The 25646-nt window shown below is 54.7% G+C and carries 29 protein-coding genes and 2 tRNA genes; 15 read left to right on the top strand and 16 right to left on the bottom strand.

The annotated features are described in order from the left end of the window. Positions 1–25 precede the first annotated feature (25 nt). The 3 genes from PVA19_RS04120 to PVA19_RS04130 all read left to right on the top strand — a co-directional run bounded on the left by PVA19_RS04120 (position 26) and on the right by PVA19_RS04130 (position 5039). Complete coding sequence (locus tag PVA19_RS04120; protein WP_111846676.1) at positions 26–772, top strand: response regulator transcription factor; 747 nt, start codon at positions 26–28, stop codon at positions 770–772. After that, positions 769–2898, top strand: coding sequence for a sensor histidine kinase (locus tag PVA19_RS04125; RefSeq protein WP_113175963.1), 2130 nt, complete (start codon positions 769–771; stop codon positions 2896–2898). The genes PVA19_RS04120 and PVA19_RS04125 overlap by 4 nt, the downstream gene beginning before the upstream one ends. A gap of 131 nt (positions 2899–3029) precedes the next feature. Continuing rightward, positions 3030–5039: a hypothetical protein gene (locus PVA19_RS04130; protein ID WP_274101281.1), complete on the top strand. Its 2010-nt coding sequence runs from the start codon at positions 3030–3032 to the stop codon at positions 5037–5039. A 118-nt stretch (positions 5040–5157) separates the two neighbouring features. Here PVA19_RS04130 and PVA19_RS04135 read toward each other — a convergent pair whose 3' ends face one another. The 3 genes from PVA19_RS04135 to PVA19_RS04145 all read right to left on the bottom strand — a co-directional run bounded on the left by PVA19_RS04135 (position 5158) and on the right by PVA19_RS04145 (position 8912). After that, positions 5158–6450, bottom strand: coding sequence for a sensor domain-containing diguanylate cyclase (locus PVA19_RS04135; RefSeq protein WP_274101283.1), 1293 nt, complete (start codon positions 6448–6450; stop codon positions 5158–5160). Between the two features lie 160 nt (positions 6451–6610). Further along, on the bottom strand, positions 6611–7759 hold the full coding sequence (locus tag PVA19_RS04140; RefSeq protein WP_274101285.1) for a CobW family GTP-binding protein: 1149 nt from the start codon (positions 7757–7759) through the stop codon (positions 6611–6613). 112 nt (positions 7760–7871) lie between these two features. Next, positions 7872–8912 (bottom strand): D-alanyl-D-alanine carboxypeptidase family protein, encoded by a 1041-nt coding sequence (locus PVA19_RS04145; RefSeq protein WP_443111628.1) that lies wholly within the window; start codon positions 8910–8912, stop codon positions 7872–7874. Positions 8913–9166: 254 nt separating this feature from the next. Between PVA19_RS04145 and PVA19_RS04150 the strand changes: the two genes are divergently transcribed. Continuing rightward, complete coding sequence (locus PVA19_RS04150; protein ID WP_274101287.1) at positions 9167–10993, top strand: recombinase family protein; 1827 nt, start codon at positions 9167–9169, stop codon at positions 10991–10993. A 45-nt stretch (positions 10994–11038) separates the two neighbouring features. Here PVA19_RS04150 and PVA19_RS04155 read toward each other — a convergent pair whose 3' ends face one another. Both PVA19_RS04155 and PVA19_RS04160 read right to left on the bottom strand, forming a co-directional pair. Continuing rightward, entirely contained in the window at positions 11039–12151 is a 1113-nt protein-coding gene (locus tag PVA19_RS04155; protein ID WP_274101288.1) for a hypothetical protein, read from the bottom strand. A gap of 417 nt (positions 12152–12568) precedes the next feature. Next, complete coding sequence (locus tag PVA19_RS04160) at positions 12569–12913, bottom strand: hypothetical protein (protein WP_274101289.1); 345 nt, start codon at positions 12911–12913, stop codon at positions 12569–12571. 219 nt (positions 12914–13132) lie between these two features. Here PVA19_RS04160 and PVA19_RS04165 point away from each other — a divergent pair, with 219 nt between their 5' ends. From PVA19_RS04165 to PVA19_RS04175, 3 genes are all read left to right on the top strand, one after another. Beyond that, complete coding sequence (locus PVA19_RS04165; protein WP_162741025.1) at positions 13133–13300, top strand: hypothetical protein; 168 nt, start codon at positions 13133–13135, stop codon at positions 13298–13300. A 107-nt stretch (positions 13301–13407) separates the two neighbouring features. Next, entirely contained in the window at positions 13408–13647 is a 240-nt protein-coding gene (locus PVA19_RS04170; protein WP_274101291.1) for a hypothetical protein, read from the top strand. Positions 13648–13772: 125 nt separating this feature from the next. Next, positions 13773–13985: a hypothetical protein gene (locus tag PVA19_RS04175; RefSeq protein WP_274101293.1), complete on the top strand. Its 213-nt coding sequence runs from the start codon at positions 13773–13775 to the stop codon at positions 13983–13985. Here PVA19_RS04175 and PVA19_RS04180 read toward each other — a convergent pair. From PVA19_RS04180 to PVA19_RS04190, 3 genes are all read right to left on the bottom strand, one after another. Beyond that, complete coding sequence (locus tag PVA19_RS04180; RefSeq protein ID WP_274101294.1) at positions 13977–14558, bottom strand: hypothetical protein; 582 nt, start codon at positions 14556–14558, stop codon at positions 13977–13979. The two genes, PVA19_RS04175 and PVA19_RS04180, sit on opposite strands and share 9 nt — an antisense overlap. Before the next feature lie 87 nt (positions 14559–14645). Then, positions 14646–15038 (bottom strand): endodeoxyribonuclease, encoded by a 393-nt coding sequence (locus PVA19_RS04185; protein ID WP_337993144.1) that lies wholly within the window; start codon positions 15036–15038, stop codon positions 14646–14648. Continuing rightward, entirely contained in the window at positions 14957–15394 is a 438-nt protein-coding gene (locus PVA19_RS04190; protein ID WP_274101296.1) for a lysozyme, read from the bottom strand. The genes PVA19_RS04185 and PVA19_RS04190 overlap by 82 nt, the downstream gene beginning before the upstream one ends. Positions 15395–16027: 633 nt before the next feature. Here PVA19_RS04190 and PVA19_RS04195 point away from each other — a divergent pair. The 4 genes from PVA19_RS04195 (at position 16028) to PVA19_RS04210 (ending at position 17486) form a co-directional block, all read left to right on the top strand. Then, complete coding sequence (locus tag PVA19_RS04195; RefSeq protein ID WP_274101298.1) at positions 16028–16411, top strand: hypothetical protein; 384 nt, start codon at positions 16028–16030, stop codon at positions 16409–16411. A 213-nt stretch (positions 16412–16624) separates the two neighbouring features. Then, positions 16625–17047: a hypothetical protein gene (locus tag PVA19_RS04200; RefSeq protein WP_274101299.1), complete on the top strand. Its 423-nt coding sequence runs from the start codon at positions 16625–16627 to the stop codon at positions 17045–17047. Next, a complete protein-coding gene (locus tag PVA19_RS04205; RefSeq protein ID WP_274101300.1) occupies positions 17044–17331 on the top strand; it encodes a hypothetical protein in 288 nt (95 codons plus the stop codon). Before PVA19_RS04200 ends, PVA19_RS04205 begins: the two co-directional genes overlap by 4 nt. Next, positions 17328–17486, top strand: a complete 159-nt coding sequence (locus PVA19_RS04210) for a hypothetical protein (protein WP_274101301.1) — start codon at positions 17328–17330, stop codon at positions 17484–17486. The genes PVA19_RS04205 and PVA19_RS04210 overlap by 4 nt, the downstream gene beginning before the upstream one ends. A gap of 103 nt (positions 17487–17589) precedes the next feature. On the opposite strand, the gene PVA19_RS04215 is transcribed toward PVA19_RS04210, so the two are convergent. Then, positions 17590–17937 carry a hypothetical protein gene (locus tag PVA19_RS04215; RefSeq protein ID WP_274101302.1) on the bottom strand — a complete coding sequence of 116 codons (348 nt, stop codon included), beginning with the start codon at positions 17935–17937 and terminating at the stop codon, positions 17590–17592. 227 nt (positions 17938–18164) lie between these two features. On the opposite strand from PVA19_RS04215, the gene PVA19_RS04220 reads away from it, so the two are divergent. Then, on the top strand, positions 18165–18314 hold the full coding sequence (locus tag PVA19_RS04220; protein WP_274101303.1) for a hypothetical protein: 150 nt from the start codon (positions 18165–18167) through the stop codon (positions 18312–18314). Positions 18315–18355: 41 nt separating this feature from the next. On the opposite strand, the gene PVA19_RS04225 is transcribed toward PVA19_RS04220, so the two are convergent. Both PVA19_RS04225 and PVA19_RS04230 read right to left on the bottom strand, forming a co-directional pair. Then, entirely contained in the window at positions 18356–18697 is a 342-nt protein-coding gene (locus PVA19_RS04225; RefSeq protein WP_274101304.1) for a DUF2958 domain-containing protein, read from the bottom strand. Continuing rightward, positions 18694–18843, bottom strand: a complete 150-nt coding sequence (locus tag PVA19_RS04230; RefSeq protein WP_274101305.1) for a hypothetical protein — start codon at positions 18841–18843, stop codon at positions 18694–18696. Before PVA19_RS04230 ends, PVA19_RS04225 begins: the two co-directional genes overlap by 4 nt. A 268-nt stretch (positions 18844–19111) precedes the next feature. Between PVA19_RS04230 and PVA19_RS04235 the strand changes: the two genes are divergently transcribed. After that, positions 19112–20275: a M20 aminoacylase family protein gene (locus tag PVA19_RS04235; protein WP_274101306.1), complete on the top strand. Its 1164-nt coding sequence runs from the start codon at positions 19112–19114 to the stop codon at positions 20273–20275. Positions 20276–20811: 536 nt separating this feature from the next. Here the strand turns inward: PVA19_RS04235 and PVA19_RS04240 are convergent. The 4 genes from PVA19_RS04240 to PVA19_RS04255 all read right to left on the bottom strand — a co-directional run bounded on the left by PVA19_RS04240 (position 20812) and on the right by PVA19_RS04255 (position 23258). Continuing rightward, a complete protein-coding gene (locus PVA19_RS04240; protein ID WP_274101307.1) occupies positions 20812–21441 on the bottom strand; it encodes a hypothetical protein in 630 nt (209 codons plus the stop codon). Beyond that, positions 21431–22498: a DUF262 domain-containing protein gene (locus PVA19_RS04245; RefSeq protein WP_274101308.1), complete on the bottom strand. Its 1068-nt coding sequence runs from the start codon at positions 22496–22498 to the stop codon at positions 21431–21433. Before PVA19_RS04245 ends, PVA19_RS04240 begins: the two co-directional genes overlap by 11 nt. Before the next feature lie 346 nt (positions 22499–22844). Next, positions 22845–22921 (bottom strand) — tRNA-Arg (locus PVA19_RS04250). A gap of 31 nt (positions 22922–22952) precedes the next feature. Continuing rightward, complete coding sequence (locus PVA19_RS04255) at positions 22953–23258, bottom strand: ETC complex I subunit (protein WP_062424309.1); 306 nt, start codon at positions 23256–23258, stop codon at positions 22953–22955. A 343-nt stretch (positions 23259–23601) separates the two neighbouring features. On the opposite strand from PVA19_RS04255, the gene PVA19_RS04260 reads away from it, so the two are divergent. After that, the gene (locus PVA19_RS04260; protein ID WP_274101310.1) at positions 23602–23742 is read left to right on the top strand and encodes a hypothetical protein; all 141 of its coding nucleotides are present in this window, start codon (positions 23602–23604) and stop codon (positions 23740–23742) included. 260 nt (positions 23743–24002) lie between these two features. Here PVA19_RS04260 and PVA19_RS04265 read toward each other — a convergent pair. Next, positions 24003–24079: transfer RNA gene (locus PVA19_RS04265), tRNA-Pro, on the bottom strand. Between the two features lie 258 nt (positions 24080–24337). Here PVA19_RS04265 and PVA19_RS04270 point away from each other — a divergent pair. Next, the gene (locus PVA19_RS04270; RefSeq protein WP_274101311.1) at positions 24338–25636 is read left to right on the top strand and encodes an efflux RND transporter periplasmic adaptor subunit; all 1299 of its coding nucleotides are present in this window, start codon (positions 24338–24340) and stop codon (positions 25634–25636) included. Positions 25637–25646: the final 10 nt, after the last annotated feature.

The following is a 25646-nucleotide window of genomic DNA, read 5'->3' on the forward strand; positions in this document are numbered from 1 at the left end:
TGATCGACGCTGGGAGGACTTCATTTTGCAAAACCAGAGGATCAAGATTCTGATCGTCGAGGACGATCCGGATATGGCAGAATTGATTGCGGATCTTGTCGAAGCCGAGGGCTGGTCACCGACGGTCGTCCATTCTGCCGAAGACGCTACCGCGATTTTAGCGCGCGAGCAGTTCCATATCGTTCTGCTCGACCACAATCTGCCCGGGATTTCCGGGAGGACATTTGCTCAACGCATCCGCACGAACCTCGGGCTCAATGTCGGCATCCTGATGGTCACGGCCGCCGGCAGTGCCACCGAACGTGTCCTCGGGCTGGAAACAGCGGCCGACGACTACGTCGTGAAACCCTTCGAGCCGATCGAACTGACGGCTCGCATCAAGGCGGTCCTTCGCCGCATCGCGCCATCGCTCAAGGTGGAGAAGGAGCCAGAGCGCGAGCACGAGGCGAGTTCTTTGCGGCTTGGTGACTGGGCGGTCGATCTGTCCGCGCGACGCGCGCTCTGCCTTGCCGATCGCAGCAAGACGCTGACCAGCGCCGAGTTCGCTCTCCTGGAAATACTGGCGCAGACACCGAACAAACCGGTCAGCCGGTCCCAGATCCTCGATCGCCTCGGTGCGGAGAGTGATCGGTTCATCGATCGCAATGTCGATGTGCTGGTCTTACGCCTGCGCCGCAAGATCGAGCGCAATCCAGACCTGCCGCAGCATATCCAGACACGCAGGGGCAAGGGATATGTCCTGCACACCGAAACCGCAGAGCCGCCATTGTGATCGACCGGCGCGTCCTACAGTCCATCGCGTTTCGGCTTCCCTTCGCCATCGTGTTCATCTGTTCGTCGGTCTTTATTCTCTCGACCGTTGCGATCTACGGTTTGCATAAGGCCAAGACGGAGATGGCGGCCTATAGCCTGCAGGCCTTTTCCAGCCTTGCTCGCGCCTCGCTGGTTTCCCGCCAGGTTGCCGATCTGGTTTCCAGCGCGCCTCTGCTGATGAACGCCACGTCCCCATACCGCGTCTCCAGCGAGAGCCGAGCGGTCGTGGCGCAGGTCGATGGGCTTCTACAGACGATCGCGCAGTACAAGCACGCAGACAACCAGAACGCTCTTCCCAATGACGATATCGTCAGCCTTCTGCAGACCATTCGTCAGCAAACCATATCGCTTGCAGCGGATGCAGACGCGGCACAGCAACACAAGGCGGAGGCTGCTGCAGCGCTTGGCCAGATTGCGACCCAGCAGACGGTAAACCAAGATGCGCTTCGCCAGCGTCTCAATGCCCTTGTCCAGGCCGCCGCCAATTCTGCAAGCCTATTCCAACTGGGCGAACTACAGCGCCGCTTCACCGCAGAGACCGGCTATTTCTTGAATGACCCGGCAGCGGCTCCGCAGGTCGGCAAAGAAGGGCTTGCGCTTTACAAGAGCGTGTTCGACGCGCAGACGCAGTATCTTCTGGAAATGTTTGCCATCCAGTCGTCGGTGTCGAAACTCCACACCGTGTCCCGCACCCTGTCTCGCACGACTGAAACGCAAAGCGGAGCGGTCGCCGAGAGGCTGACCAAAGGACTTGATTCGGCATCGGCCGCGCTGACGCGACTGATCGTCATGGTGGCGATTGCTTTTTTCATCGTCGTCATTCTCTCCACCCTGTCGATCCGTTCCGTCATGCGGGTATCGAGAGGCATTACGGCACTGTCCACCGGCATGAACTCGCTTGCCAAGGGTGAGCAGGATGTCACCCTTCCCGCCTATAGAGGCTCGGAAACCGAGCTTGTGCGTCTGTCGGATGCATTCCACGCTTTCAAGGACAGCGTCGATCGAGTCTCGCGTCTGCGCCGCACGGCTGAAGCTGCTGCGAGAACGATCCGCTCGACGTTCCGGACCATGAACGAGGGAATCGCGCTCTTCGACGCGACGGGCCATCCCATCACCATGAACCGGCGCGTCATCGAGCTTGTCGGCCGACGGGGTGGATCGTCAAGAAAGCTGTCCCTTCGCAAGTTCATCGACACGATCCCTGCAATAGACCCCGAATTATTACCGCGCGACGGAGCTCCTGGAACGCTTGCAAATCGGATCACCGTGCGTCATCGCACCGATGATCAGCAGGTCACGGAAATTGCCATTTCACGCCAGCCAGATGGCGGCATTGTCATCCTGGCGCGCGATGTCACCGCGTTTGATCGGCAGGAGGCCGAAGCGGCGAAAGCCCAAAGGCTCGATGGGATCATGCGCATGACCCATCAACTGAGCCACGAGGTCGGCAACATGATCGGCATCATCACGGGAAGTCTTGGACTTCTGGAGCGCGAGACGGGGTTTAGCGAGCGCCAGCAGCGCAACATCAATCGGATTCGCAAGGCAGCCAATCGCGGGCGCGAACTTGCCAGCAGCATGCTCTCAATCGGCAGTCAGCAACCCATTCACCCAGCCTCCGTCGACATCGGCGCGCTCTTGCGCGCAATGATGGATGTGCTTGAGATTGCGGTTGGGCCTAACAACGAGATCGCGCTGGAAATTGACGACAGTTTGCCCAGGCTCGCACTGGATGCCGCCCTGTTCGAACAATCCATTCTCAACCTTTGCCTCAACGCCGCAGCCGCGTTACCGACTGGCGGCTCTATCCTCATTTCGGCACGGCTACTGGAGCAAGAGGTGGAAGTGTCGGTTGAAGACAACGGGCACGGCATGGATCAGGACGCGATAGACCGGGCTTTTGAACCTTACTTCACCACGCGCACCCAGCAGGGCGGCACGGGCCTTGGCCTTGCCATGGTTTATGGCTTCATGCGCCAGAGCGGCGGCGATGCAAAGATCACGTCAAGGCCTGAGCAAGGTGTCCGTGTTGCACTGACATTTCCGACCCGCGGCGATGAGCAAGGCGGTAATTCGACGTTTTGATTTGCTGCTTCGCCGAAGACGCGAAGAACCCTGCAATATGTTGTGCCGGTCGGGGATTGTCCCCTTGCCTCGCTACTTTGCCGTGCCTAAGAAGTCCTGGATCGTAATTTGCGCCGGAGAGGACAGGCATCGTGGAAGAAGCAAACACCAAGACCGGCAGCGGAGCGAAAAAGGCCCTTTTGGCCGCAACGGCGATAATCGTCATCATTGGCGCAGGCGCGGTCGGCGCGAAAGTGTACTACCAGAAGCAGGTCGAAAAACTCATTTCCGAAAGAGGCGCGACCGCGGCTTCGGTCGATGTCGACTTTCTGGGACAGGTTCACATCAAAGACCTGACTTTGCCTCTGAAGACAGGCGAGAAAATCAGCGTTGCCTCGGTTGACGGACGCCCGAAACTCCCCTTTGCCGACGGCGTGTTGGAGCTTAAGAACATCTCCATGGAGGATGCGAGAACCAAGTTCGTTATTCCCAATGCCCGGATTGAGAACGCCGAGATCGAACGACCCGCTTCATTGGAAGCAACCGGAACAGGCGCGGACGATCCGCTTGCCAAACGCATCGAACGCCTTTCGGCGAAGCGAATTTCCATTCCGGAAATGACGGTGTCGTATGCGATGCGCACAAGACAGCAGAAAGTCGTTTATACGAATGCGATTCTTTCAAACGTCGCGCATGGCAAGATCGCTGATTACTCGATCGACAAGGTGAACGCCGACGCCACCAGAGAAGTAAAAGACCACACTGGGGCTGCTCGAACCAAGCGTCTGCTCACGTCGACTGGCGAGATCAAAGGCAAGGATGTCGATGTTGCATATATTGTAAGGCTTAACACCGAAACCGCGGGGCCGGACGACAAAGAACCAAAACAGGTCTTTGGTCCTCTTTCTATAAGTAAGGTTTCCACCTCCGACCACGACGGGCAAGTGACCTACGACGAATTGCGCAGCAGTGGCTTGAGCGCACGAATGCCCGCTGAACCGCTGGCCCAGACGCTGGCGTCCATCACTGAGGTCGCAGATATAGACGACCTGACAACCGAACAACGTCAGGCATACTTCAAGAGGGTGCTTTCGATTTTCGACATCATCGGCGAGAGCAATATCCAGTTCCTCGGCCTCAAGATGGAAGACCTGGACAAGGGTCAAGATTCGACGGAAGGGCGGACGACGATCACCATCGACCGGACTGACATGCGGATTGAAGGCTACAAGACCGATTTTGGCTTTCACGGCCTGTCCATCCTCAAGGGTCAAGACAGGGTGTCGATGGCGGAAGCAAGCATCGTGGGATTTGATTGGACCTTGCCCGCCAAGGGTCTCACCCAGGCCGCCGCTCTGGAAGTAGACGAACTGGCGACCTTCCCCTACAGACAGTTCCTGCCGACCTTCGAACGCTTCCGCATCAGCGGCCTAGATTTCGATACCTCGGCACCAAAAAAGACCGATGAACCCGCGACCGGCAAGCCTGAGCGCATCAAGTTCGCGCTCAAGAACTTTGAAACGGTGCTGAAGAATCCTGTTAACGGCATTCCGACCGATTTCGAAAACAAGATGGAAGATCTCGTTATCCCGATCCCGGAGGATTCCTCTGAATTTGCCGAGGCGCGCGCTCTCGGCTTGAAGGAGTTGACACTCTCTTACGCGCTCTCAAGCGCATGGGATGAAAAAAACAGCAGCCTGGCAATTCGCCAAATCTCTGTCAGCGGCAAGGATTTTGGCCGAATCGAACTCTCAGGCCTGTTGAGCGGGATCACAAAGGAGTTCTTCTCGTTCGACGTCGCCAATGCTTACGCAGCGCTTTTCAGCGTGATGGGTCGGGAGATCAAGTTCACCTGGAAGGATGAAGGTGGGGTAGCACTCCTGACCAAGCTCTATGCTTTGCAGAACAACATCAGCGAAGCACAAGCGCGCACAACGTTGACGCTGGGCGCAAGCTTCCTGATGCAGCAACTCGCCGCCGAGCGGCCACAGTTGAGAGGCGCGACCGATGCACTTGCCGCCTTCGTCCTCAAGCCCGGCACCCTCACCGTCACCGTCAAGGCGAAGAACCCGAACGGACTTGGGATCTTCGATCTCGCGGCCGCATCGCAGGACCCGCTCATTCTCCTCGACAAGGTCGATATTCAGGCTGCGGCTGAGTAACGAACATCAAGCGCGCGTCGGCAGCGGCGCGCGCTTGATGCACAAGCTTTACCAGAGGGCTTCGTAAGACAGGCGGAACTCGGTCAATCGAGCCATGGCCAGTTGTCGACCCGGCATATCAGTCCGCGGCGGCTGGGACATTTTTGGCTTGCAGGTGCCACCGGTCCTTCCCGGCAGCTTTCGCCTTGTAAAGCAAGGCATCGGCATCGGCCAGAAGCTCGTCGAGCGATGTCTTGGCAGGTATCCAGACCCCGCCGATCGTGGCACGAACCTCGACAGTTGGTGCACCAACAGCGATGGGTGCGCGCATACCTTCAACGATGCGGGCTGCGACTTGATCCGCGACGGTGAGATCGCCTGCAACGACGATCACGAACTCGTCGCCGCCCGTTCGACAGACCAGGTCTTCGGCGCGGACTTCCTGCTCCAGACGTCTGGCTGTCTCCAGCAGCACCTTGTCGCCGGCGGAGTGACCGTGAACGTCATTCACGGTCTTGAAGCCATCGAGGTCCATCAGCAACACCGTCCATCCGGAAGATGATGGCAGCAGCGGATAGCGCATGGCAAGACCACGCCGGTTGAGAAGGCCAGTCAGAGCGTCGGTTTCCGAGCGACGCTCGAATTCCTTGAGACGCATATGCTCGTCCGTGAAATCGATAGCGACCCCGACGATCCGGCGCGGAGTTCCATCCGGGTTGCGAAGGAGACGACGGTCGCAGCGCATCCATCTCTCGCCGAACACGGTGTTGAGCCGATACTCGGCACAGGAGTGATCGACTTCGCCCAAAAGCAGAGGCGTGAGATCAGCGGAGGCCATGTCGCTGGGATTGACCCGCGCCAGATAGAGTTCGAGATCGAGCCGCCCAGCGCCCGGTCCACTAATAAACTGCGCCAGCCGTTCGGAGGTCTCGAAGCGGCCGGCCGCCACATCCATGTGCCAGAACCCTCCACGCACGGCTTCCATGGCGAGCTCGAGTTGCGCCGCCTTCTCCGCGAGTTGGCGCTCGCTCTCCTTCTGCGCGGAGATATCCTGCACCTGTGACAGCAGCTGCACGATATTTCCCACCGCATCCCGCATTGCTGTCAGATGGATCACCACATGAACGATAGCGCCCTGGTGATTGATATACCGCTTCTCGATGGAGTAGCCATCGCGTGTACCCTCAATGACGGCATTGAAGAGCGTCTCGTCCCTGTCGAGATCGTCAGGATGGGCAAAGTTCTTGAATGACATGCCCTGAAGCGCATCGAGGGGAATTCCGACAAGTCTGGAGAAGGCCTGGTTCGCCCGGCGAATGCGACCGGCGACATCGTGAAACACGATGCCGACAGGGGCATGTTCGAAAGCAAAGTCAAAAAGCGCTAAACGGGCTTGCGCATTTTCTCTCAGCCACTGCGCTCCTCTATGCAAAATCTTCTCCTAGAACCAAGTACACTGCCTATTAATTAGTAGGCACGAATGTAATTGATTCAAGCACAAGAAATCATGGTCTAGTCTCATCCCATTCCTGGGACGAACGACTTAACGACGCGCAGCGCGCGGCATCTTCGTTGGAATGCCGCTTGTTGCGCTAGAACGTCAGACCCGGCACAGCGAGGGGATTGTCCGTCATCGCCTGCCGATCCGGCCTGTCGATCGTCGCCGTCCCGGTAAAGGCCGCGAACAGATCCTTGACAAAATCCTCGCTCAAATCCTTGGTGATGAGAACCATGCGGGTGCGACGATCTTGAGGGTCGGGCCAGGCTTGCAAGCGCTGTGGCGGATGGAAGATGGACTGCACGCCATGCAGAACGAGCGGTCGATCTAAATTGTCTGAGAGCGCAACGATCGCCTTCATGCGCAAAAGCTTTTCCCCATGAGCCGAGCGCAGCAAATCCACAAACATCTCAATCGCCATCGGATCGATGGGGCGATCATGCATGATGGAGAAAGACCGGATTGACGCGTTGTGCCGGTTCACATTGTGATGGTGATGATGGTGGTCGTGGTGATGATCATGGCCGTGGTCATGGTGATGATGATCGCCATGTTGATGATGTTTGTCATGCGCGGCTTCTTCACCCAGCCAACGGCTGACGTCTGCGCTCTTGCTGGCAAAATCATAAAGACCGTTGTCCAGAAGAACGGCGGCGCTCCAGGTCTCCTGATCGCCATCCTCAACCGCAGCACGGGGATTGAGGTTACCGAGGCGGGAAGCAAGTGCGGCGACGGCGTCTGCAGAGGCGAGCTTCCGTTTCGTCAGCACCAGCCGGTCGGCAACGGCCACCTGCTTTAAGGCTTCCTCATGATGATCAAGCGTCGAGGCGCCGTTGACCGCGTCGACAACCGTGATGACGCCGTTCAACATGAAGTTCTGCGCAATGACAGGATTGCCCATGATCGACTGCATGACGGGTGCAGGATCGGCAAGCCCGGTGGTTTCGATCACCACCCGCTTTACCGGCTTCAAACGTCCCGTCTGGATGCCATCCATCAGCTCGGCCAGCGTATCCACCAATTCGCCGCGCACCGTGCAGCATAGGCAGCCCTCGGCAAGCTCGATGATGCCATCGCCCGAACGCTCCACGAGCAGGTGATCGATACTCACATCACCGAACTCGTTGATGATGATCGCCGCATCGGCCATGTCCGGATCTTTCAACAGCCGATTGAGCAGGGTCGATTTGCCGGCGCCAAGAAAGCCGGTGAGAATGGACACGGGAATCCGTTCGAATGCCATAAGGCACCTTTTCGTTACAATGTTACAATAGACCGCTTATAGCATCAAACGCGGGTTGGGAAAGCCGCAACGCGTCTCAACGGATTTGCCACTTCTCCGCAGATGCAAAGCGTCAGAAAGCCGGACGCGGGATGGGGATCGGCACATTGGCCATTTCGCTTCCGCCCTTGCCCTTGGTCTCCGCCACCGCCACGGGTTCCGTGCCGGGTATCAGGCCGGCAAAGGAGTAGACCGGCGGACGCGTCATTTCGCGAACATAGGGCGACTTGATGATCATGCGGCCCGCCTCGTCACGGCTTTCGCTACGCACCTTGGCGGCCTTCGGATTGCAAATTTCCTTGCTGATGTCATTCACCGCAAGCGTATCGCCATAGGGTGCCAGAGAGGCAAGCGATACCCCCTGACCGGCTGGCGACGTCAGCCCAAGCTGTAACAGCTCGGCGGATTCATCGGTGCGCCCGGCAAGACTGTCGGAGCCGAGAACCACGGAAATGACTTGCCGTCCGTCCCGCTTTGCAGAAGACACCTGGTTGAAACCGGAGGCACAGATGAAGCCCGTCTTCATGCCATCGGCACCCTCGAAGCGGCCGACCAGCATGTTGTAATTGGCGTAGTTCTTCTTGCCCGTGGTCACACCCTCGAGGGAGAAGTAGCTCGCATAGTCCGGGAACTCACGCTTGATGATGAGCGCGAGCAGCGCCAGATCGCGCGCGGTCGTGTATTGCCCAGCGCCTGGAAGGCCGTTCGGATTGATGAAATGCGTCGACGACATGCCCAAACGCGCGGCTTGAGCGTTCATTTGCGCGACAAAATTGCCTTCGGTGCCGCCGATGGTTTCGGCAATCGCCACAGCAACATCGTTGGCCGACTTGATCAACAACAGCTTCAGCGCGCTATCGAGCGTAAGCTGCGAGCCCGGCTTGAAATACATCTTGCTGGCTGGCTGATCGGAGGCGTGTTTGCTGAAGACGACAGGCGTATCGGGGCTGAGCTTTCCGGACTTCATGGCGCTGAAGGCGATATAGGCCGTCATCAATTTTGTCAGCGATGCCGGATACCATTTGCGGAAGGCCTCCTGATGCGCGATCACCCTGCCTGTCTTGACATCGACCACCATCTTGGGATTGGCCGCAGCAACCGATGTCAGCGCCATTATGCTGGCGGCCACAGCGGCAACAGTTTTCGAAAGTCGTCCAGCGGCGCGGCGTGTTCTGCGATCGTCTTGCAAGGCCTGTCCTCAAATTCCCGTCTTCTTTGCGGGATTGGCATTAGTCACCATATATGGCCTAGCAATGGCATAAAGCATTGCTAGTTTTACAACATTCCTAAACGCTTTGCGCTGTAAGATTGCCGCATAGGAAACATAAGCCTCAGCGCGTAGTGCCGTGCAAGAGGAAAGGTTTGGGAATGACAGATTTTGATGCGAGGCCGGTGGCGTACTCGTACATTCGAATGAGTTCGAAACGCCAGATCAAGGGTGACAGCCTTAGACGGCAACTTGACCTTTCCCGGCAGTACGCAGATCGGCACAATCTCAAGCTTGATGAGGAAACAACCTTTGCTGACAAGGGCGTAAGTGCCTGGACCGGTGCGAACCTAACCGAGGGGCAATTCGGTCAGTTTCTTGCGGCAGCGAAGGAGGGCCGCATAAAGCCGCGTAGTTACCTGCTCGTTGAAAGCCTTGACCGCCTAAGTCGTCAACAGGTTAGAACCGCGTTGGTCCCGTTCATGGAACTGATCAACGGCGGTATCGTCATTGTCACCCTCAACGACAACCAAGTGTACTCGAAGGCTACGGTTGACGCCAATTTCACCCAATTGATCATCTCGCTGACCGTCATGGCACGCGCTCATGAGGAAAGTGAAACGAAGAGCAAGCGGTTGAAGGCTGTGGCCGAAAATCGACGTAACAATGCCGCGAAGGGAATTGGTCGTTTTCACCCAATGGCTCACGGCTGGATTGATCCAGTCAAGGTTGGTCACGAAAAATGGGAGTTCAGGCTAAACTCCCACTCCGTGGCCGTAGAGCGTATTTTTCAACTTTCTGAAAGCGGCATTGGACAGGTAACAATTGCAAAACTTCTAAATCGCGAAGGCATTCCGACCTTTCGCGGCAAAGGCCAGTGGTATCAAGCAAACGTCGGGCGGATCATCTGTGACGAAGCCTGCATCGGGACTTACCAGCCAACGCACGTTGTGGAGGGTGAAAGACGGCCTTTCGGTGAACCGATCAAAAACTATTACCCTGCTGCGGTAAGTGAAGAACTGTTTTGGCGAGTGCAGCGCGGTCTCCGCATTTCTTTTGGTCGAGGGCGACACAAAGGCAACCGGATAACCAATCTCTTTTCGGGGCAGATCACTTGCCAGCACTGCGGGAGTTCTCTTCGACTGCGCACCGGTGGCAAACACTTCTACCTCTATTGCGACAACTTTTCGCGAACTGGAACGTGCGAGAAATCAAGCGGCCTGTATCGGTACGATATGTTAGAGGAAGCAATATTCGAGCACCTGACAATCCTCGACCCCGACATCGATCGCGGTGGTGCTCAAGACCAGAACCGCGAGCAGATACTGCGGGATATCGCTCTGACCGAGCAGAGCGCGAAAAAGGCATCGCGCCAGTACGACAACCTCATGGCATTCATCGAAATGGCCGATGACGATGAAGACCGGAAAAATGTCATGGCACGCCTCAAGCCGGTTCGACAGGAGAGAGAACAAGCGACTGCCCGATTGCGTGAGTTGAATGAAGACCTTGCAGCTCTGGATGGTCGTCAAAAGGAGATGTCAACTGCTGTGGAGCGCATGAATGCGGAACGCAAGAAATGGTCTTCTGCTGACGCTGACCTCGTCTATGAAAGCCGCGCCAGGGTTGCTCGACTGCTGAAGCGGTTCATCTCCACGATGTCCATCAACTTTGAACAGAAAACGGTAATGGTTGGTGTCGCGGGCGGCTTACGTGGGTACATGTTTGATCGTAAGGGAAATGTGATTGACCAGTACGACATGTCCGCGCAAATCAACAAAGTTGGCCGACCCGTAATGTTCGCCGAACATGGTCTCGAGGGCAGGCCGGATTTCGAAAACGCTATTGAGATTAGGCCGCGAGGGCCGAGTTTGGAGCCGTTCATCAACATCAGCGGCAAAGATCACTTTGATGATGTCGTCGAGCGCAGGCAAATTGTCGATGCGGTCATGAACGATAAAAACTCCCCTGCCCCCCGGAAAATCTAAGGGGGCAAAATCCCCCTGAATTCTTAGGGCTGCTTGTCCAAACACTTAGAACCCTGCCCGGAAACGCAAAGCCCAATTTGCAGAAGGAGCGACGACATTACCGCCACCGTTCTTGTCTAAGATTAGGATGCCGTTCACGGCAACTTTCCAATTGATAGTGATTGGAGTCGCCCAATATAGAAGGCCGAAGTGCCCCTGTCCCGACCAAGGCTGCGCGGCGGAGGCGAGGTCAATCGTGTCTCCAACCGCCCATCCATTATTAGCGACTGTGCACACAAGTTCTGCTGCGTAGAAGTTCGGCTTTGTTCCAAGGCCGTGGTCGACCGATCTAACGCTGTTGGTAACGTAGTCTTGGTTTCCACTTTGGAAAATACTGTTCTGTTTGTACGCCGATGCGGGAAGACCACCCAACTGCGCAGCGTTCTTAACCGAGATGTTGCTCGGGCTGAAAACGTACATGTTCGTGCCGTCATAACCGCCCCATAGCCAGTCCGGCGTACCGGATTGACCGTTCCAATTGAACGTCATCGCTCGACCGGTCGGCGAGCCAGCGTCTCGAAGTTGTCCCGCGCTTAGATTGATGCTGATGTTGTGCATCTGACCGTTTGGGGAAACGTACTCAGTGCCATTTTTGAATGTGCCGCCCTTAGTGTCCCATTTGCCAAGGCGGAAATCGTAGTAGCCATTGACGGAATTGTCGTATGTCGCCATCCCCATTCCCCACCAACCCTTCATCACTAGGTTGTGGCTCGTGTAACTGGCAGCATCTGCATTGCCTTGTCTGAAGGAACTATCGCTCACCGACGGTAGGCCGAGCGTACCAGTCATAGTGCCACCGCTTTTCAACAGACGTTGGTCAAGTGCGTGTCCGAGATTAGGTCCGAAAAGCGAGGCGGTCCCACCTGTAAACGCGACATTGCCATCGGTCTCCAAAAACGATCCAGCGGAACCAACGTAGACGCGGCCTTTGGTTACGAGGTCTTTCTGGACATACACCGTCCCTTCTTTGCGATTGATGCTCAACGGCGCATCGATGTAATCGCCGTTGTCGGCATAACCGAGCGACAGCGAAGTCCGACCCGGCATTTGCGCCGCTCTCGGCACTGGCATTCGCAAAAACGGCCCAGCGCTGCTTATCCGCCGTTTTCCAACCAACAAGGCGATCTGTTCCTGCCGCACCACTCACGGTGACCAAGGGAGACGTAATACTCCCACTTGAGGTAAGGCTGAGAACTGAAGTATCCCCGGCAGACATTGTCCCTGTGGTCGACAATGCGTCTACCGTAAGTGTTCCTGAGAATTTCGGATTGCTGATGTAGTTCTCAAGACGGAAGTTCGTGCCATCGTAGATAACTGCGGTCGCCGTTCCTGCGACGACCTGTCCCGCCTTTAGGGCTGCTCCATCCTGTTGCAGGATCGACTTAGCGCCCAGCCCGTTCACGTTGAGCGTCATCGCCCCGGTAGAGATCAACTTCGACAAACATGGTATATGGCATGTTTTTCCTCACTGCTTGTGTGAGGTATTTATTCGTCCTTGTCGGATTTCTCGTCCTTCTGCTCGGACATATCCAGCGCTTAGCGGGCATCTGCAAGAACACCAACCCGAGGGATTTTAGGATTGAGCGCCCATCGCTGCACAGCCCTAACTAGACCCTCAGCAATCGAAAGCCCGACCATCCCAAGTACAAATGCAAGCCCGCCATTCGCCGCCGCGTCAATTGGGTCCAGGTGCATCCAACGTGCGACAAGCGGGGCCAAATAGACCGCGCATAGTGATCCCGCGAACGCACCAGTCATGATGTCTAGGGTTAGTTTCTTGCCCTGGATGGCAATGCGAACGATTGCACCGGCAAGGCCAGCGAAGAAGTGGGCGGGGTTGATACCGATTGCGGTAAGGAGCGCTGCGAAGCTTTCAAACATGATGGGTCTGCCTGTTGTGAACCCATCGATCCTGCGAGTTCTGCTCAACTATTTAATGGGATCGAGCGGCATGAGGCGTCTTAGAGCGGCGCTCCGGGGGTCTGGCGACAAGAAACTGTTAATGCGCGTTAACTATACTAGCCCTAGTATCCTTGGGGTGTACAGAACAACCATTCGAGGACCATATTCGCCCCAACGGCAAGAAAATCGAGGCCCCCAATGAAATGGATTTACTCAAAGGGAAGAGGGTTCAGACTTGAACTGTCTGATCGCATGATCGTGTGGGTGATGTCTCTGGCTATCTTTGCTGCAAAGGGTGACGAAGCCATCGCGGGACTAGCCGTGTTGATCCGTTTTCTGGCACCGGGGGCTTCCTTGCTGAAATGACGGCCAAAGATACATTTCCAGTGAAAAGCGGAGATTGAAGTCGGATTAGGCATTCACGTCAGACGTGTTCCATCGTAGACTCATCGTATCGATCTGGGGGATTGAAAATGTTCTTTACGAAATGCGCGATGGTTATCGCAGTTCTCGGCCTGCTTGGGGCGGTCGGGCAAATCTACCTTGGCTTCCAATACGTGCATATGGACATGCAGCAGCAAGTTGCCGCCGGTGTGAGCAGCGCCAAGCATTTTGATCGCGGCTCCAACATGCTGCTGTTCTCGTTCGCGCTCGGCACGCTGGCTGAAATCTCCTTCAACACTCGTAACAGTGTTTCAAAAGACGCGTCGTGACTGCCGATCCCACACGACGAAGACCATGAACCGCGGATCAAAGTTATCTGCCGAACTAAATCTGTGGATGCTTCTCGATTTATCTGCTACCTATGAGAGTAAATAAATCAGTTCTGAGGGGCAGCATGACACGACGTCCAGAGGTGAAATCCAGCATTATTCAAGTGCTAAGCAGTCGTCAGTTGAAGCGCGTTGCCGCGTTAGGTTTGTCAGAATTGATGCTGAATGGCTTCGGGCGCGAAGAACTAGTGAATGCGCTGCTCTCGCTACAAAAAGATCAGGTTATCGAAATACTGCCGGATAACAGATTGCGCTTGTTGAAGCCGTCCCTAGAATGAACCGGCTTCCCTTTTTTTCTTAGCCGCTTCGCACTTCGCTTCATTGGTGAAAGCGAACTCCGCTATAGGATAACCCTCATTTTTACTGGACGCTTTGGCAGACACGAAGATCGTGGCCACGTTATTAATTCGCTTTGGCCCGTCCAAATTCCACTGAAAATAGTAGAGTAGTTCCTGCTTAAGACTAGCCATCGTCCAGTCTTCATACGCATCCCAAATGCTGCCAAGCGTCACTCTATCAGATGAGTCAGTATGACTTCCGTACGTCGTAGCTATCTGAGAAGCAATTTCCTCGGCTTCACTTTTCAGTGCAACTCCGCTGCCTGATGTGGGAATGGTCAAACCAATCCCCTTTACCCAGCAGATACCAACACCCTCTTCAGCTTGAACCGCGTACTTTTCGAATGCCGGGTGAGGCTTCGGGGCTTCGCAAAAATAGACCCCTTCTGTCTTGGATTTGACGCAGCCATAGTCGGCTGGTGACGCCCCTTGTTCAAAACCAAAAGGCCCGGCTGCAAATGATGGAGTAACGAGTGCAAAGGAGATAAGCGCAGCAGAGAAAACCGTCTTCATTTTGAATTCCCAGGATTCGAATTGTGGCAACATAGCGGCACCATTCTCAGTCCACAAGGTGCTAATATATCTCTGTTTGAAGGTGCATCAGCCCTGCCGCCACTTGATGCCGTTTGCTTCGCACCAATCCGCGTAGGTGGTCTTGCTGTCCTTGGAGATCGTCTTCTGCGCATTCTGAAAAATGATGGTTACGTCCCAATCCGGGTGTTGGGATTTGATCGCCTTGTGCTTGGCTCTGTCCTCTGCCGTGAAACAACCTTTTGCTTCCACGATCTTCTTGCCGTCCACGTCGATGAAGTCGGGCAGATACTTCTTTTGGACCGTGTATGTGAGCCGCATCGCCTCATAAGCGTATTCGGGACCAAGCGACTTTGCTACCCTTTGTTCGAACCTGTTCCTCATGGCGTGGCGAACAACTTTGTTTCGGCTGCACGACGACGCGTCAGACCGGCAAGCACTCTGCCCCCGGCCTTGTCCCATCTTGCGAACTCGGCCTGTGCTGCTTTGAAATCGCCAGCGTTCACCTTCTTGAGCAGCGTGGATGAACCGAAATTGCCTTCGCCCAGGTTGTAGGTGAAACTGACCAATGCGCCGCGTTGGTTCTCGGTCAATTTGACCTTCACCAATTTGTCTACGGCCTTCTCGAAACGGGCCACGTCTTCGAGCAGCAAACGTGTTGCTTCTGCCTCGGTGATCGTTTTCTTGCCTACATCGGCGCGTGTCAGCCCCTTTGTGGTGCCATAGCCAATCGTCGGCACGTTGGCGGGGCAAAGGTATGCGGTAAGTTTAAGTCCTTCAAAGGACTTGATGAGATCGATGGAAGCCTTGTTCAACATCGACTATTTAAGCCGACGACGCTGAAACTCCCGCGGTTTGACCATCCATCATCGAAAACGCCATTTCTCTCGAACGGGTTTTACAGAGTGAACTAGTGAGCGACGTTCGCCAAGTAATCTCAAAAAGCGTCGCAGCAAACGTAGCTGCATACCTTCACTTTGAGTGAAGTATCTCATCTTCACTCAAAGTGAAGGTATCCCCAAGTGCAAACTAATAAAATTTGGGATAATACATTAATCAATTTGAAAAAATATTGACACTTCACTCGCGAGTGAGGTTAATATATTGTAATAGATCACTTTTTCCATTTTTATACTTGACGGATGAAAGCAATATGATAAACCGGGCTTGTCTGGCTGAGAAATCAAATAGACTGCTTTTTGATATCTATGTTTTTGCGCGCAAGGGAAATACACCAATTCCTTCGCCTTTCACCATATGTGACATTGCCGCTCACAACGGCACGGTTGCCGCCGAGTGGATATGGTCGAACTCGTTGTGAAACGAGGGAAATACGCTCCGGTCTAAGCCCCCATTGATCACTCGTCACTTGTGACAGCCCCGATCAGCGGGAAGCGGCGTAGGCATATTGCCTATTGGGCCGCTTGTTCAGCGAAGCAAAGGAGCGCGCAATGACTACTGTTAAAGAAACCACCAACACCACCCATCTCGTAATTGCGAATGCAAATTCGCTTTTGCAACAGGCAAAAGAAGCCATCGTCGCGATGAACGCCGCCGAGGCCCGTAGCCGCAAATCTATGGCCAAGATGGTCGCTTCGTTTGTTGAAATGGGCGAAGCCTACCTCAATATCGAGCAGGTCACTTCCGCAATTGATGCCGAATTCGTCAAGCATGGCATCGAGCCGGTAAATCTGGACGATGAGAAGTGGAAGGGTAAGAATCCGAACGTTTACCTACCTATGATGAGCATCATCGACGATACGTGGCGCGACGTGACGAACTCCACCACTGGTAAGCCGGTCAAGAACGCAGATGGCAGCGTAAAACAGAAATAGGCGCGCAATCGCTCTTTCGAAAAGTACGCAAGCGTTATCCGCGTACGAATTCGTCACGGAACTTTACAAGGACAAGATCAACAATCGGAACGACATTAGCGAGGCACAAGCGCGTCAGTTGGTCAAACCCATCGACCTGCTATCCAGCAGCGGCTTCAAACTCCGTGGCTGTGGCTCCTTGGACTTTGTTGATGAGAATGGGCAGGTGCTTTGATGAACAATCGTCAGCAATCGCCCAGCGACTTGAACCACGCTATTGCAAAATACGATGCGGCCCAAAATGCGCCGTTGGCTGCCTTGGGTAATTTCCTGAACATCCTCAATGGTGGAAATTACTCCAATCTGACCCTACACGTATCTAAGTTGTACGTGAGATATCCCGAACCACGCAAAGTGTGGGCAAAACATCTTCTGATCTTCACTCGTCGTTATGTGGAGGTACGGATTGATGCGGTCCAGCGCTTAACACAACAAGAGTTCGACCAAGACGCTTCGGCGTGGCTCATACAGGCTAAGGAATACGCGACGTTTCTCGAACCGCTCGCCTACGACCGTGACATGGACCAATGGGTGTTTGCGTTCCGAAGCAAGAGCGACGCGATGCTGTTCAAACTCGCCCATGGAGGTGCAACATGACACCTTTTCCCAACAGAGTAAGTACCAAAATACCTTTCATGCCAGAGTTCCAGGTCGCTAAGCGGTTGTTTCCATCGAATAGCGCGGATCGAGCGATAGAAGTAGGTCGACAGATTAGGCATCAGTTACTTGAACGTTTCAAAACATTCGATGGCCACGGAGAGCAACCCCGCTTGGTCGATATCAAATTTGATATCGACCACGATGTCATAGAAGTCACCGCTGCTTTTGATGATCGCAATGCAGCGATTCTTTGGAAACTAACTCATGGAGGTGCAGCATGAGCGCTTACGAACCAATCATCATCAACGGTAAGACCGTGTTCGTCCCGGTCCAGCAGCAACCGCAACCAGTAGCGCTGCAAGCTGCACCCAAGCCGAAAGCCCCATACGCGAAGCACGTAGGCAAGAAATACTGCGAACGTAAAAACTGGTGGTAATCACTTCGAAGGCGGTCCCATCGATAAATACAGCGGACGGATAAGAAAAATAAAAACAACCGTTTGGCTGCTCAGCGGAGAGAACAAGACGTTCTCTCCGTAGTCATTTCCTGGGCCGGTAGATGATGCGCCAAAGACCGAAGGCGTTCAATATCACCATCGCAGCCGCGAATAACATCAATAACCCCGCCTCCATAGCAGCCCCAAAAGCCACCGGCCCCTCGATGGCATCGGAGTTGATAGCCTCGGTGACTTTAGCCTCGTACCAAGCGGTCCACAGCACCAAGGCAACGACTTCGGCGCAGTAGAGAACAATCGCCCCTAGCGGGCCTACTAGCCATTTCACGAATACCATCAGGCAATAAACGGCAAAAGCGAAAGGGCTTGCAGCAAGGAAGACGATGAAGAGCGTAACGGCGGGCGACACTATGAATTTCAGCACCTCGTTCAAACTCTTCTCCGCTCTTCACGACAAGGGCAACCACAGCCCAGGAACGACGCTTACAGTCCCGGTTGTCTCAAGAAAAGTGGCCCTGGAGATAAATAAACGGCAGAAGACTTGCTCATAAATTTTTCTGTTCCTCCTGTAACCCTCTCGACTAGCCATAGGTCGAGAGGGTTTTTCTTGCCCTTTGACATCAACGGCAATAGCGCTGGCTTTTTACTGGAGGCTTGCAGATGGAAACTTGGCAATACGTTGTAATCAGCTTGTTCGTGATCGTTTTGATCCGCGCTTGGTTCCTCATGGGAAAGATCAGCCGCTACATCACAGACACCGAATACCCGGACATTGAGCGGTTCAAAGAGCGCAAAATCGCCAATTACTAATCAGTCACAAAGAAGCCCGGTCAGTGCCGGGCTTTTCCATGTCAATCGATCTCAATAATCTTGCGTTCCCGACGTGCGGCGGCAGTGTAAGCGGATAGCGGCTTCGTCGGTCGGAAATGCTCATCACGTTCGACCAGCAGACCATGCGGGCCTTTCACGCTCATCAATTCCGTCACGCTGACATAACCAAGTTCGGGTTCACCAACTCCAAGATCACAAAGGCCAAAGCAGGTATCACCGTCCTGCTCCATCTCCGTAATCAGCCACGTTGCTGCACCCCACGGCGTGAACCATTTCACGACTGGTACTAAGTCGGTATCGCGGGCTTCCTTGTTGTTTTGAAGAAGTTTAGCGCGGAATTCATCTGGAAGCAGTTGGCTCATGCTGCCACCTCAACGCTTGCCATTCCCATCACCACAACCGCTGCAACCCGTTCGATCAGTTTGCGCTCTGCGCGCCATTCTGCCACATCAGCGAACACCTGTTCGAAACGCTTGCCATCGATCTTTCCCCAAACCTTAAACTGCATCTGCTTAACTCCTATAAGTTGTATCTACAACTCAGAGTTAAAGCCATTGGTTTATCAGGGCGAGCAAAGATTGCTTTGCCGAGCAAATCTTTTCAGGCTATCAAAGAAAAGAAAAAGCAACGGGCGCAAGCATTTAGTGTGGGTTTGCGAATGTTGTAAAATAAGTATCTTGCAACTAGATTGATTGCGTCAATTATGCGGCGCAATATCTGGGCAAGCCGAAGCACGATTCACGCATGCCGTTTTTCTAAAGTCAGGACCCAAGAGAATGCCCATCTTGAATAGAGCCGCCGAGTTGCAGGAAGAAGCGACGCAATGGCGCCGCCATCTTCATCAGAACCCGGAAATTCTCTATGATGTGGAGGAGACCGCGCGCTTCGTCACCGAAAAGCTGACCGCCTTTGGCGTTGATGAAATCGTCAATGGCATCGGCCGCACCGGCGTTGTCGGCGTCATCCACGGCCGCAGCAAGAACGGCCGAACGATCGGCCTCCGCTCCGATATGGATGCCCTGCCGATCCTTGAGGAAACCGGGAAGCCCTGGGCCTCTCTCACGCCCGGCAACATGCACGCCTGCGGCCATGATGGACATATGGCCATGCTGCTGGGTGCCGCCAAATATCTTTGCGAGACCCGCAACTTCGACGGCTCGGTGGTTGTCATCTTCCAGCCTGCCGAAGAAGGAGGTGCTGGCGCGCTCGCCATGGTGGAAGACCGGTTGATGGATCGTTTCGGGGTGGACGAGGTCTATGGCATGCACAACATGCCGGGCATTCCGCTTGGCCAGTTCGCCATTCGCAAGGGCGGCATCATGGCCGCGCCAGACAAGTTCACCATCACCGTCAAAGGCCGTGGTGGCCATGCCGCTCAGCCACACCGGACCGCAGATCCGATCGCCATCGGCGCGCAGATCGTCACCAATCTACAATTGATCGCCTCCCGCAATGCCGATCCCCTGCGCTCGATCGTCGTTTCGGTCACGCGCTTCCAGGCCGGCACCAGCCACAACATCATTCCCAACGAGGCGCTGATCGCCGGCACGGTGCGGACACTCGATGAAGACGTGCGCGATATGGCGGAAGCGCGGATCCGCCAGATTGCCGAAGGCATCGCTCTTGCCAACGGCGCGGAAGCGGAAGCGGAGTATCACCGCTACTGTCCTGTAACCGTCAACCATCCGGCAGAAACCGACTATGCAGCGGAAGTTGCCCGCGACGTGGTCGGCGCCAATAATGTCGATGCCGATGTCGATCCTTCCATGGCGGGCGAGGATTTCTCCTACATGCTGAAGGAACGCCCCGGCGCCTTCATCTTCATCGGCAATGGCGACACCGCAGGACTGCATAACCCAAGCTACGACTTCAACGACGAGGCACTTGCCTATGGCATCTCCTACTGGGTGAAGCTTGCGGAACAGCGGCTGCAGGGGTGATATCTCAAAATTTCTGGGCACATCACAAATGTGCCTCAGAACGCGGTTGATCCCGAAAGACCAGTGGTTTAAAAGCGCCACTGTGTGTCCACGTAGCTCAGCAGGATAGAGCACAGGATTCCTAAGTGAAATTGGGGGTCGCGCCCGGAAACGACGCGATCGATCTGCTCAAAGTCGGGGAACGCTTCGCTGGGCTTCCAGCATGCCAATCCCGAGCCAAGCTTCGGAGAAATCCGTTGAAGGTGTAGAGACTGGATGGGCAGCACCTAAAGGCGTTTACGCCCATGGTGAAGGGACAGTCCAGACCACGAACGCGCCCACCTAACGGCGGGACGGCGGCGAAAGCCGAAGTGGTATGAATCCTGGGGTCGGAGGTTCGAATCCTCTCGTGGACACCAAAATCATGCTGTCCGAGCGAACCGAAAACATAGGTAAATCTCGGCCGGACGGATTGTTAATCATCTCCTTACTATCGTTTCCACGTCAACGTGGTTCGAACTCGATTCTTTAATCGATCGAAGAAGTGGATAAAAGGGTCAAGGCGGAGGATCGATTATGGAGTCAATCGTCTCGTACATAACATTCAGATAACGTTTCAAATTGGACATTCTGTGTCGGCGGTGCCTGATCCTAAGCAATTGTCCTGGCGTGATAGAGAAAAGACGCTCAGTTGCCAGCAGATTCCGCTGCACGACGCCAAAATCTGTGGCAGATTCAGTTGAAAGATGGGCTATCCTATTTCGAATACGCTCACAGTCAGATAGCTCCTGCGTCTTAGTAGCCATCATGTCGACAAGTGGCCAACCATTCTCAAGATAAAGCTGCGCAGTTAGGCTGGTGTTGCTAGGCTTAGCCCAACTCAAGAACTTGAAGCCCGCCTTCACGATTTTACGGGCAATTTCCTCATTACTCGGTTTAAGATGGCTTGCCGCCGCGACTCCGTTAGCAGAGAGGCCACCAGTCACGTAATGGAAAAAAAGCTTTTCGATATGTGACTCGTAAGTCGTAAAGCCACGCAGAAAAATCGCCTCTGCAACTGAATCCGCATGATGATCCTCAGATTCAACGTCGTCTCCAGCAACAGGCAGATCATCGGCAAACCCGACAAGGACGAGGTGCTTTTCAGAAATGTTCTGTCGATAATCTGCCAGCTCTTCAGGTGTCATCTTCGATCTTCGAAAGTACGAACCGCGCTCTTTCTACGCGGGCCTCAGTATCCGTCGTCCGACGCTGGGCATAATTAATGAACCTCAGCCACGGGTTAGGGACCTCCGCGTCTTCGTCTTCGGTATACTCCGTGTAAAGTGCACTTAGTTCATCGAGACTGGATCGCCACTGCAGAACCGTTTGGGCAGAAAGTTTCGGTCTCGGACAGGCTTCCAGCCCCTTAATTGGCTCAAGGGCATGCGCAACGCACGTAAACAACGTGTAAAACCAATGTGGCCTAGACCAGTTTGTAGACGCAAGCTCTTCAGCCTTATAAAGGGCGCCTACAAACTTCATGGCTTTATGATAGCGGACCACGCCTTCCTCAACCTGAGCGGGAGCAACTTCAAAGCTCTCGAACTTTTTGTAAAGACGCTCGATGTTCTTTATGGTTTGTACGCCATCCACCATCGCCACCAGAAGATCTGAGGCCAATTGGGCCTCACCCATGCGACTGATTTGCTTCTCGGTAAGGATTCCGCCGTCGAGAATGTAACTGATATATGCATGACCCAGTTCGTAAGCGCTAATTTTGAAGACGCCTAGATACTTCGCGTTAAGTTGTTCCTGACGATTCAGAGTCACAGAATATGTATTGATGCGAGCAAATATATCGAGCATCTCGGAAAGACTAACATTGTATAGAAGATCGACACCGACCTCATATTGCAATATAGTCGTCTTAATATCTTCATCCAAGTCAGCGAAATGCACGCCTGCGAACTGAGCATTGTGCGCCTTTAAAACGGTAAATCCACCGGCAACGAATTCAATGATTGTACGGATTCTCTGCTGCCCGTCTATGACCGTCCTGACGTTTTTCTTATCCAGCAGCTCCTGCGTTAAAAGAACCTTAGGCATAGGCTTGCCTCGGATAATCGTATCGATCAGATAAGACTTCGCCGCTCGCGTCCAAACTCCTCGGCGTTGAAACTTTGGCGATAGGTCGAGCAGCCCATTATTGCTCCACTCGAGAAAATCGGCAATGCTGTAAGCGCGCGCATCAAATGTCTTCATACTAAAACCCTCTTTCGACCAGATCAGTATCACGTCATATAGCTTGCAGTCGATAACTCGCTTGGAAGCTTCCGACCAATTGCAAATCTTCCATTTCAATAGGGCACTTGCTCTTCGGCCCGATGCTACGGTGGCGGATCGACGGACGCCAACCCAATGCCGGAGATACTGGCCGCTTATCACTCAGAACCTCTCGGTACGGAGCTTGCGAAACAATCAAAACTGGCTGCCTCAAAAGTTGTATCTCAAGGGCAATCTACTACCGCTCAGCCTCTTCCACGGCATCAAAAGCTCGAGACCCATTTCAAGGGCTTAAGAAAAAGTTGAGTCTAAGATTGGATTCTTTTGGCGACCCCTGCAGGACTCGAACCTGCGACCTACTGCTTAGAAGGCAGTTGCTCTATCCAGTTGAGCTAAGGGGCCACTCGCGGCGCCGTGGAGGCGCCGAAAACGGTTAGTGTGTCCAGGGCTGCGTGCGCGTGTAGCGGAAGTTGTCCGTGTAGGAAACCGTCTGGCGCTCTGCTTCCTTTGGCTGGATCACGCGATACTCGATGCCCTTGCGCTGTGCGTAGGCTTCGGCCTGTTCCTGTGTGTCGAAATTGAGCTTGACCTGCTGCTTCATGTCCGATGAGGACGTGTAGCCCATGATCGGATCGATCTTTCGCGGAACCTCAGCGTCGAATTCCAGCACCCAGATATTCGTCTTGGCCTTGCCGGACTGCATGGCGGTCTTTGCCGGACGATAAATTTTTGCAGACATTTCAACTGCTCCAGTCTTGCGATCAAGCGCGATGACGCTCTTTCTACGCGGCTTCCCGTAACCATTTTATTACGGTCGGCATCAGAATTTCACTTGGACTGACTCCCGCGCGAAGTCAAGCCGCTTGCTTTGTAGATGCTACAGCATCGGCCTGAAAATCCTAACCGAATTTCAGAAAGCACGACGCCTCAATTAAAGAGGATAGAGCGGCCGTTATACCTCCGTAAAGAGGCCGGCGCGCTCCGAAACATAAGAGCCTTCACCAACAGAAAAAGCGAAAGCCACGCTTGAATGGGACGCGCGAAGCATATTCTATCGCGACACCTAAGAGGAGACACGCATCATGAGCGATAACGTCATCAAGTTTCGCAAGCCACAACCGCCGAAGAAGCCCCGTCCCGGCCAGAGCAAGCTGCTCGCCGTTATTATCGGCGGCGTCGCGCTCTGCGCTTTGATCTGGGTGCACTTCCAATACGGGGTATGAGGCTTAAGGCTTCAAAGTGCGCGGCAGGAGTCCATCCATCTTCCTGCAGGACAGCCTTCAGAGGCGACCGACAATACCAAGGCTTGAGACGACAGCTAAAAAACGCAATCCATCGGCGCCTCGACATCACACTGCGAGACGTCGTTCATAGAAACAGCAAGCGCAGCAGAAAAACGCTTAACGTTCACACACGCTCACCAGAGCAATTTCAATGATGAATGGGGAAATATAAAATCCAGACAAATCAAGGATTTGTCGAATGGTCGGAGTGGAGAGATTCGAACTCCCGACCCTCTGGTCCCAAACCAGATGCGCTACCAGACTGCGCTACACTCCGCCGATGTCGTGAGCGGGGAGATACACGGTTACCGCAGACCCTGCAACAGCTAAAATCACCTTTTCGTTTGTTTTTTCTCAATCGGCTTAGCCGTCCCTGATTGTGGGATGGGATGCACGTAGCGGGAAGATTACGAAGTTTTCACTTCACCCACCCTTCCAGCCGTGCGATCCAGCAGACGTATTTTAGCAGTTGCAGTAGCTTCCTCAGATAGCCACCTATCAAGGCACAACTTCTGCAATCTCTCAGACAATGGGAATGAACCACTTGGACGCCAGTAGCGAGAAAACGACCAGCCAGGAAGCGAAGCCCGATCTTCGCGACATTCTGGTGTCTTCGAAAACCGGAAGAAAGAAATCCAGGCGTTCGCTCTATATCATTCTCGCGCTGCTGATGGTTGCTGGTGCGGCGACCTACTATTTTGCCTTTGCCGGTGCTCGGGTCGCCTACACCTACACAACGCAGGAAGCAAAGCGCGGCGATCTCTCCGTGATCGTCACCTCCACCGGTTCGGTGCAGCCCACCGACCAGGTGGATATATCGAGCGAGCTCTCCGGCACGATCCGCAAGGTCAACGTCACCTTTAACAGTCCGGTGAAAGCGGGCGACATTCTGGCTGAACTCGACACCAACAAACTTGAGGCCGATGTGCAGAGCGCGCGCGCCAAGCTTGCCTCCGCCAGAGCCAATGTCGCAAAAGCGAAAGCCGATCTCGGCTCGGCCAACACATCGCTGGAGCGGCTGAGATCGCTGGTGCAGAACCGCGTCTCCAGCCAGCAGGATCTCGATGCGGCGCAGTTCAACCGCGATGCGGCTGCGGCAACGCTGGAGGTCAATGAAGCGACGGTGCTTTCCTCCGAGGCGGATCTGCGGCTTGCGGAAGTCAATCTCAGCAAGGCGAAGATTGTGTCTCCCATCGATGGCGTGATCCTGACGCGCGATGTCGATCCCGGCGCGACCGTGGCTTCGTCCTTGAATGCGCCGGTGCTCTTCACCATCGCCGGGGATCTGCGCCGCATGGAGCTTCAGGTCTCGATCGATGAGGCGGATGTCGGCAAGGTAGAGGCTGGTCAGGAGGCCACCTTCAATGTGGATGCCTATCCCGAGCGCCGTTTCCCGGCGAAAATCGAAACCGTTCGTTTTGCCTCAGAAACCGTCTCCAACGTCGTGACCTACAAGGGTATTCTGACGGTGGACAATGCAGAACTCCTGCTGCGCCCCGGCATGACGGCGACCGCAAATATCGTGGTCGAACATGTGAAAGATGCGCTGCTCGTTCCTAATGCCGCCTTGCGCTACACCCCACCGCGGGAGAACGCTTCGCGCGGCGGCGGGCTGATGGGCCTTTTCCGCCCTCCGCGCATGAACCGCTCGCGCGGCAGCGGTGCCGAGCAGGCAGCGGCGGGCAAGCGTCAGGTTTGGGTTCTGCGCAACGGCACGCCTGTCAGTGTATCGGTCCAGACGAGCTCCACCGACGGCCAGTTCACCGCCGTGACCTCGGACGAGTTGAAGCCCGGCGACCAGGTGATCACCGACGCAACCCAACGCAGCAGCTAGGCGGGAGTGG

Origin of the sequence: Agrobacterium sp. CNPSo 3708, assembly GCF_028674915.1 — a bacterium.
GTDB classification, from domain to species: domain Bacteria; phylum Pseudomonadota; class Alphaproteobacteria; order Rhizobiales; family Rhizobiaceae; genus Agrobacterium; species Agrobacterium cavarae.

Excerpts from the sequence above, each read along its gene's own strand:
- PVA19_RS04140 (WP_274101285.1), bottom strand. The coding sequence starts at position 7,759 with ATGGCATTCGAACGGATTCCCGTGTCCATTCTCACCGGCTTTCTTGGC.
- PVA19_RS04145 (WP_443111628.1), bottom strand. The coding sequence starts at position 8,912 with ATGGCGCTGACATCGGTTGCTGCGGCCAATCCCAAGATGGTGGTCGAT.
- PVA19_RS04150 (WP_274101287.1), top strand. The coding sequence starts at position 9,167 with ATGACAGATTTTGATGCGAGGCCGGTGGCGTACTCGTACATTCGAATG.
- PVA19_RS04160 (WP_274101289.1), bottom strand. The coding sequence starts at position 12,913 with ATGTTTGAAAGCTTCGCAGCGCTCCTTACCGCAATCGGTATCAACCCC.
- PVA19_RS04165 (WP_162741025.1), top strand. The coding sequence starts at position 13,133 with ATGAAATGGATTTACTCAAAGGGAAGAGGGTTCAGACTTGAACTGTCT.
- PVA19_RS04170 (WP_274101291.1), top strand. The coding sequence starts at position 13,408 with ATGTTCTTTACGAAATGCGCGATGGTTATCGCAGTTCTCGGCCTGCTT.
- PVA19_RS04175 (WP_274101293.1), top strand. The coding sequence starts at position 13,773 with ATGACACGACGTCCAGAGGTGAAATCCAGCATTATTCAAGTGCTAAGC.
- PVA19_RS04180 (WP_274101294.1), bottom strand. The coding sequence starts at position 14,558 with ATGAAGACGGTTTTCTCTGCTGCGCTTATCTCCTTTGCACTCGTTACT.
- PVA19_RS04185 (WP_337993144.1), bottom strand. The coding sequence starts at position 15,038 with ATGGGACAAGGCCGGGGGCAGAGTGCTTGCCGGTCTGACGCGTCGTCG.
- PVA19_RS04190 (WP_274101296.1), bottom strand. The coding sequence starts at position 15,394 with ATGTTGAACAAGGCTTCCATCGATCTCATCAAGTCCTTTGAAGGACTT.
- PVA19_RS04195 (WP_274101298.1), top strand. The coding sequence starts at position 16,028 with ATGACTACTGTTAAAGAAACCACCAACACCACCCATCTCGTAATTGCG.
- PVA19_RS04200 (WP_274101299.1), top strand. The coding sequence starts at position 16,625 with ATGAACAATCGTCAGCAATCGCCCAGCGACTTGAACCACGCTATTGCA.
- PVA19_RS04205 (WP_274101300.1), top strand. The coding sequence starts at position 17,044 with ATGACACCTTTTCCCAACAGAGTAAGTACCAAAATACCTTTCATGCCA.
- PVA19_RS04210 (WP_274101301.1), top strand. The coding sequence starts at position 17,328 with ATGAGCGCTTACGAACCAATCATCATCAACGGTAAGACCGTGTTCGTC.
- PVA19_RS04220 (WP_274101303.1), top strand. The coding sequence starts at position 18,165 with ATGGAAACTTGGCAATACGTTGTAATCAGCTTGTTCGTGATCGTTTTG.
- PVA19_RS04225 (WP_274101304.1), bottom strand. The coding sequence starts at position 18,697 with ATGAGCCAACTGCTTCCAGATGAATTCCGCGCTAAACTTCTTCAAAAC.
- PVA19_RS04230 (WP_274101305.1), bottom strand. The coding sequence starts at position 18,843 with ATGCAGTTTAAGGTTTGGGGAAAGATCGATGGCAAGCGTTTCGAACAG.
- PVA19_RS04235 (WP_274101306.1), top strand. The coding sequence starts at position 19,112 with ATGCCCATCTTGAATAGAGCCGCCGAGTTGCAGGAAGAAGCGACGCAA.
- PVA19_RS04240 (WP_274101307.1), bottom strand. The coding sequence starts at position 21,441 with ATGACACCTGAAGAGCTGGCAGATTATCGACAGAACATTTCTGAAAAG.
- PVA19_RS04245 (WP_274101308.1), bottom strand. The coding sequence starts at position 22,498 with ATGAAGACATTTGATGCGCGCGCTTACAGCATTGCCGATTTTCTCGAG.
- PVA19_RS04255 (WP_062424309.1), bottom strand. The coding sequence starts at position 23,258 with ATGTCTGCAAAAATTTATCGTCCGGCAAAGACCGCCATGCAGTCCGGC.
- PVA19_RS04260 (WP_274101310.1), top strand. The coding sequence starts at position 23,602 with ATGAGCGATAACGTCATCAAGTTTCGCAAGCCACAACCGCCGAAGAAG.
- PVA19_RS04270 (WP_274101311.1), top strand. The coding sequence starts at position 24,338 with ATGAACCACTTGGACGCCAGTAGCGAGAAAACGACCAGCCAGGAAGCG.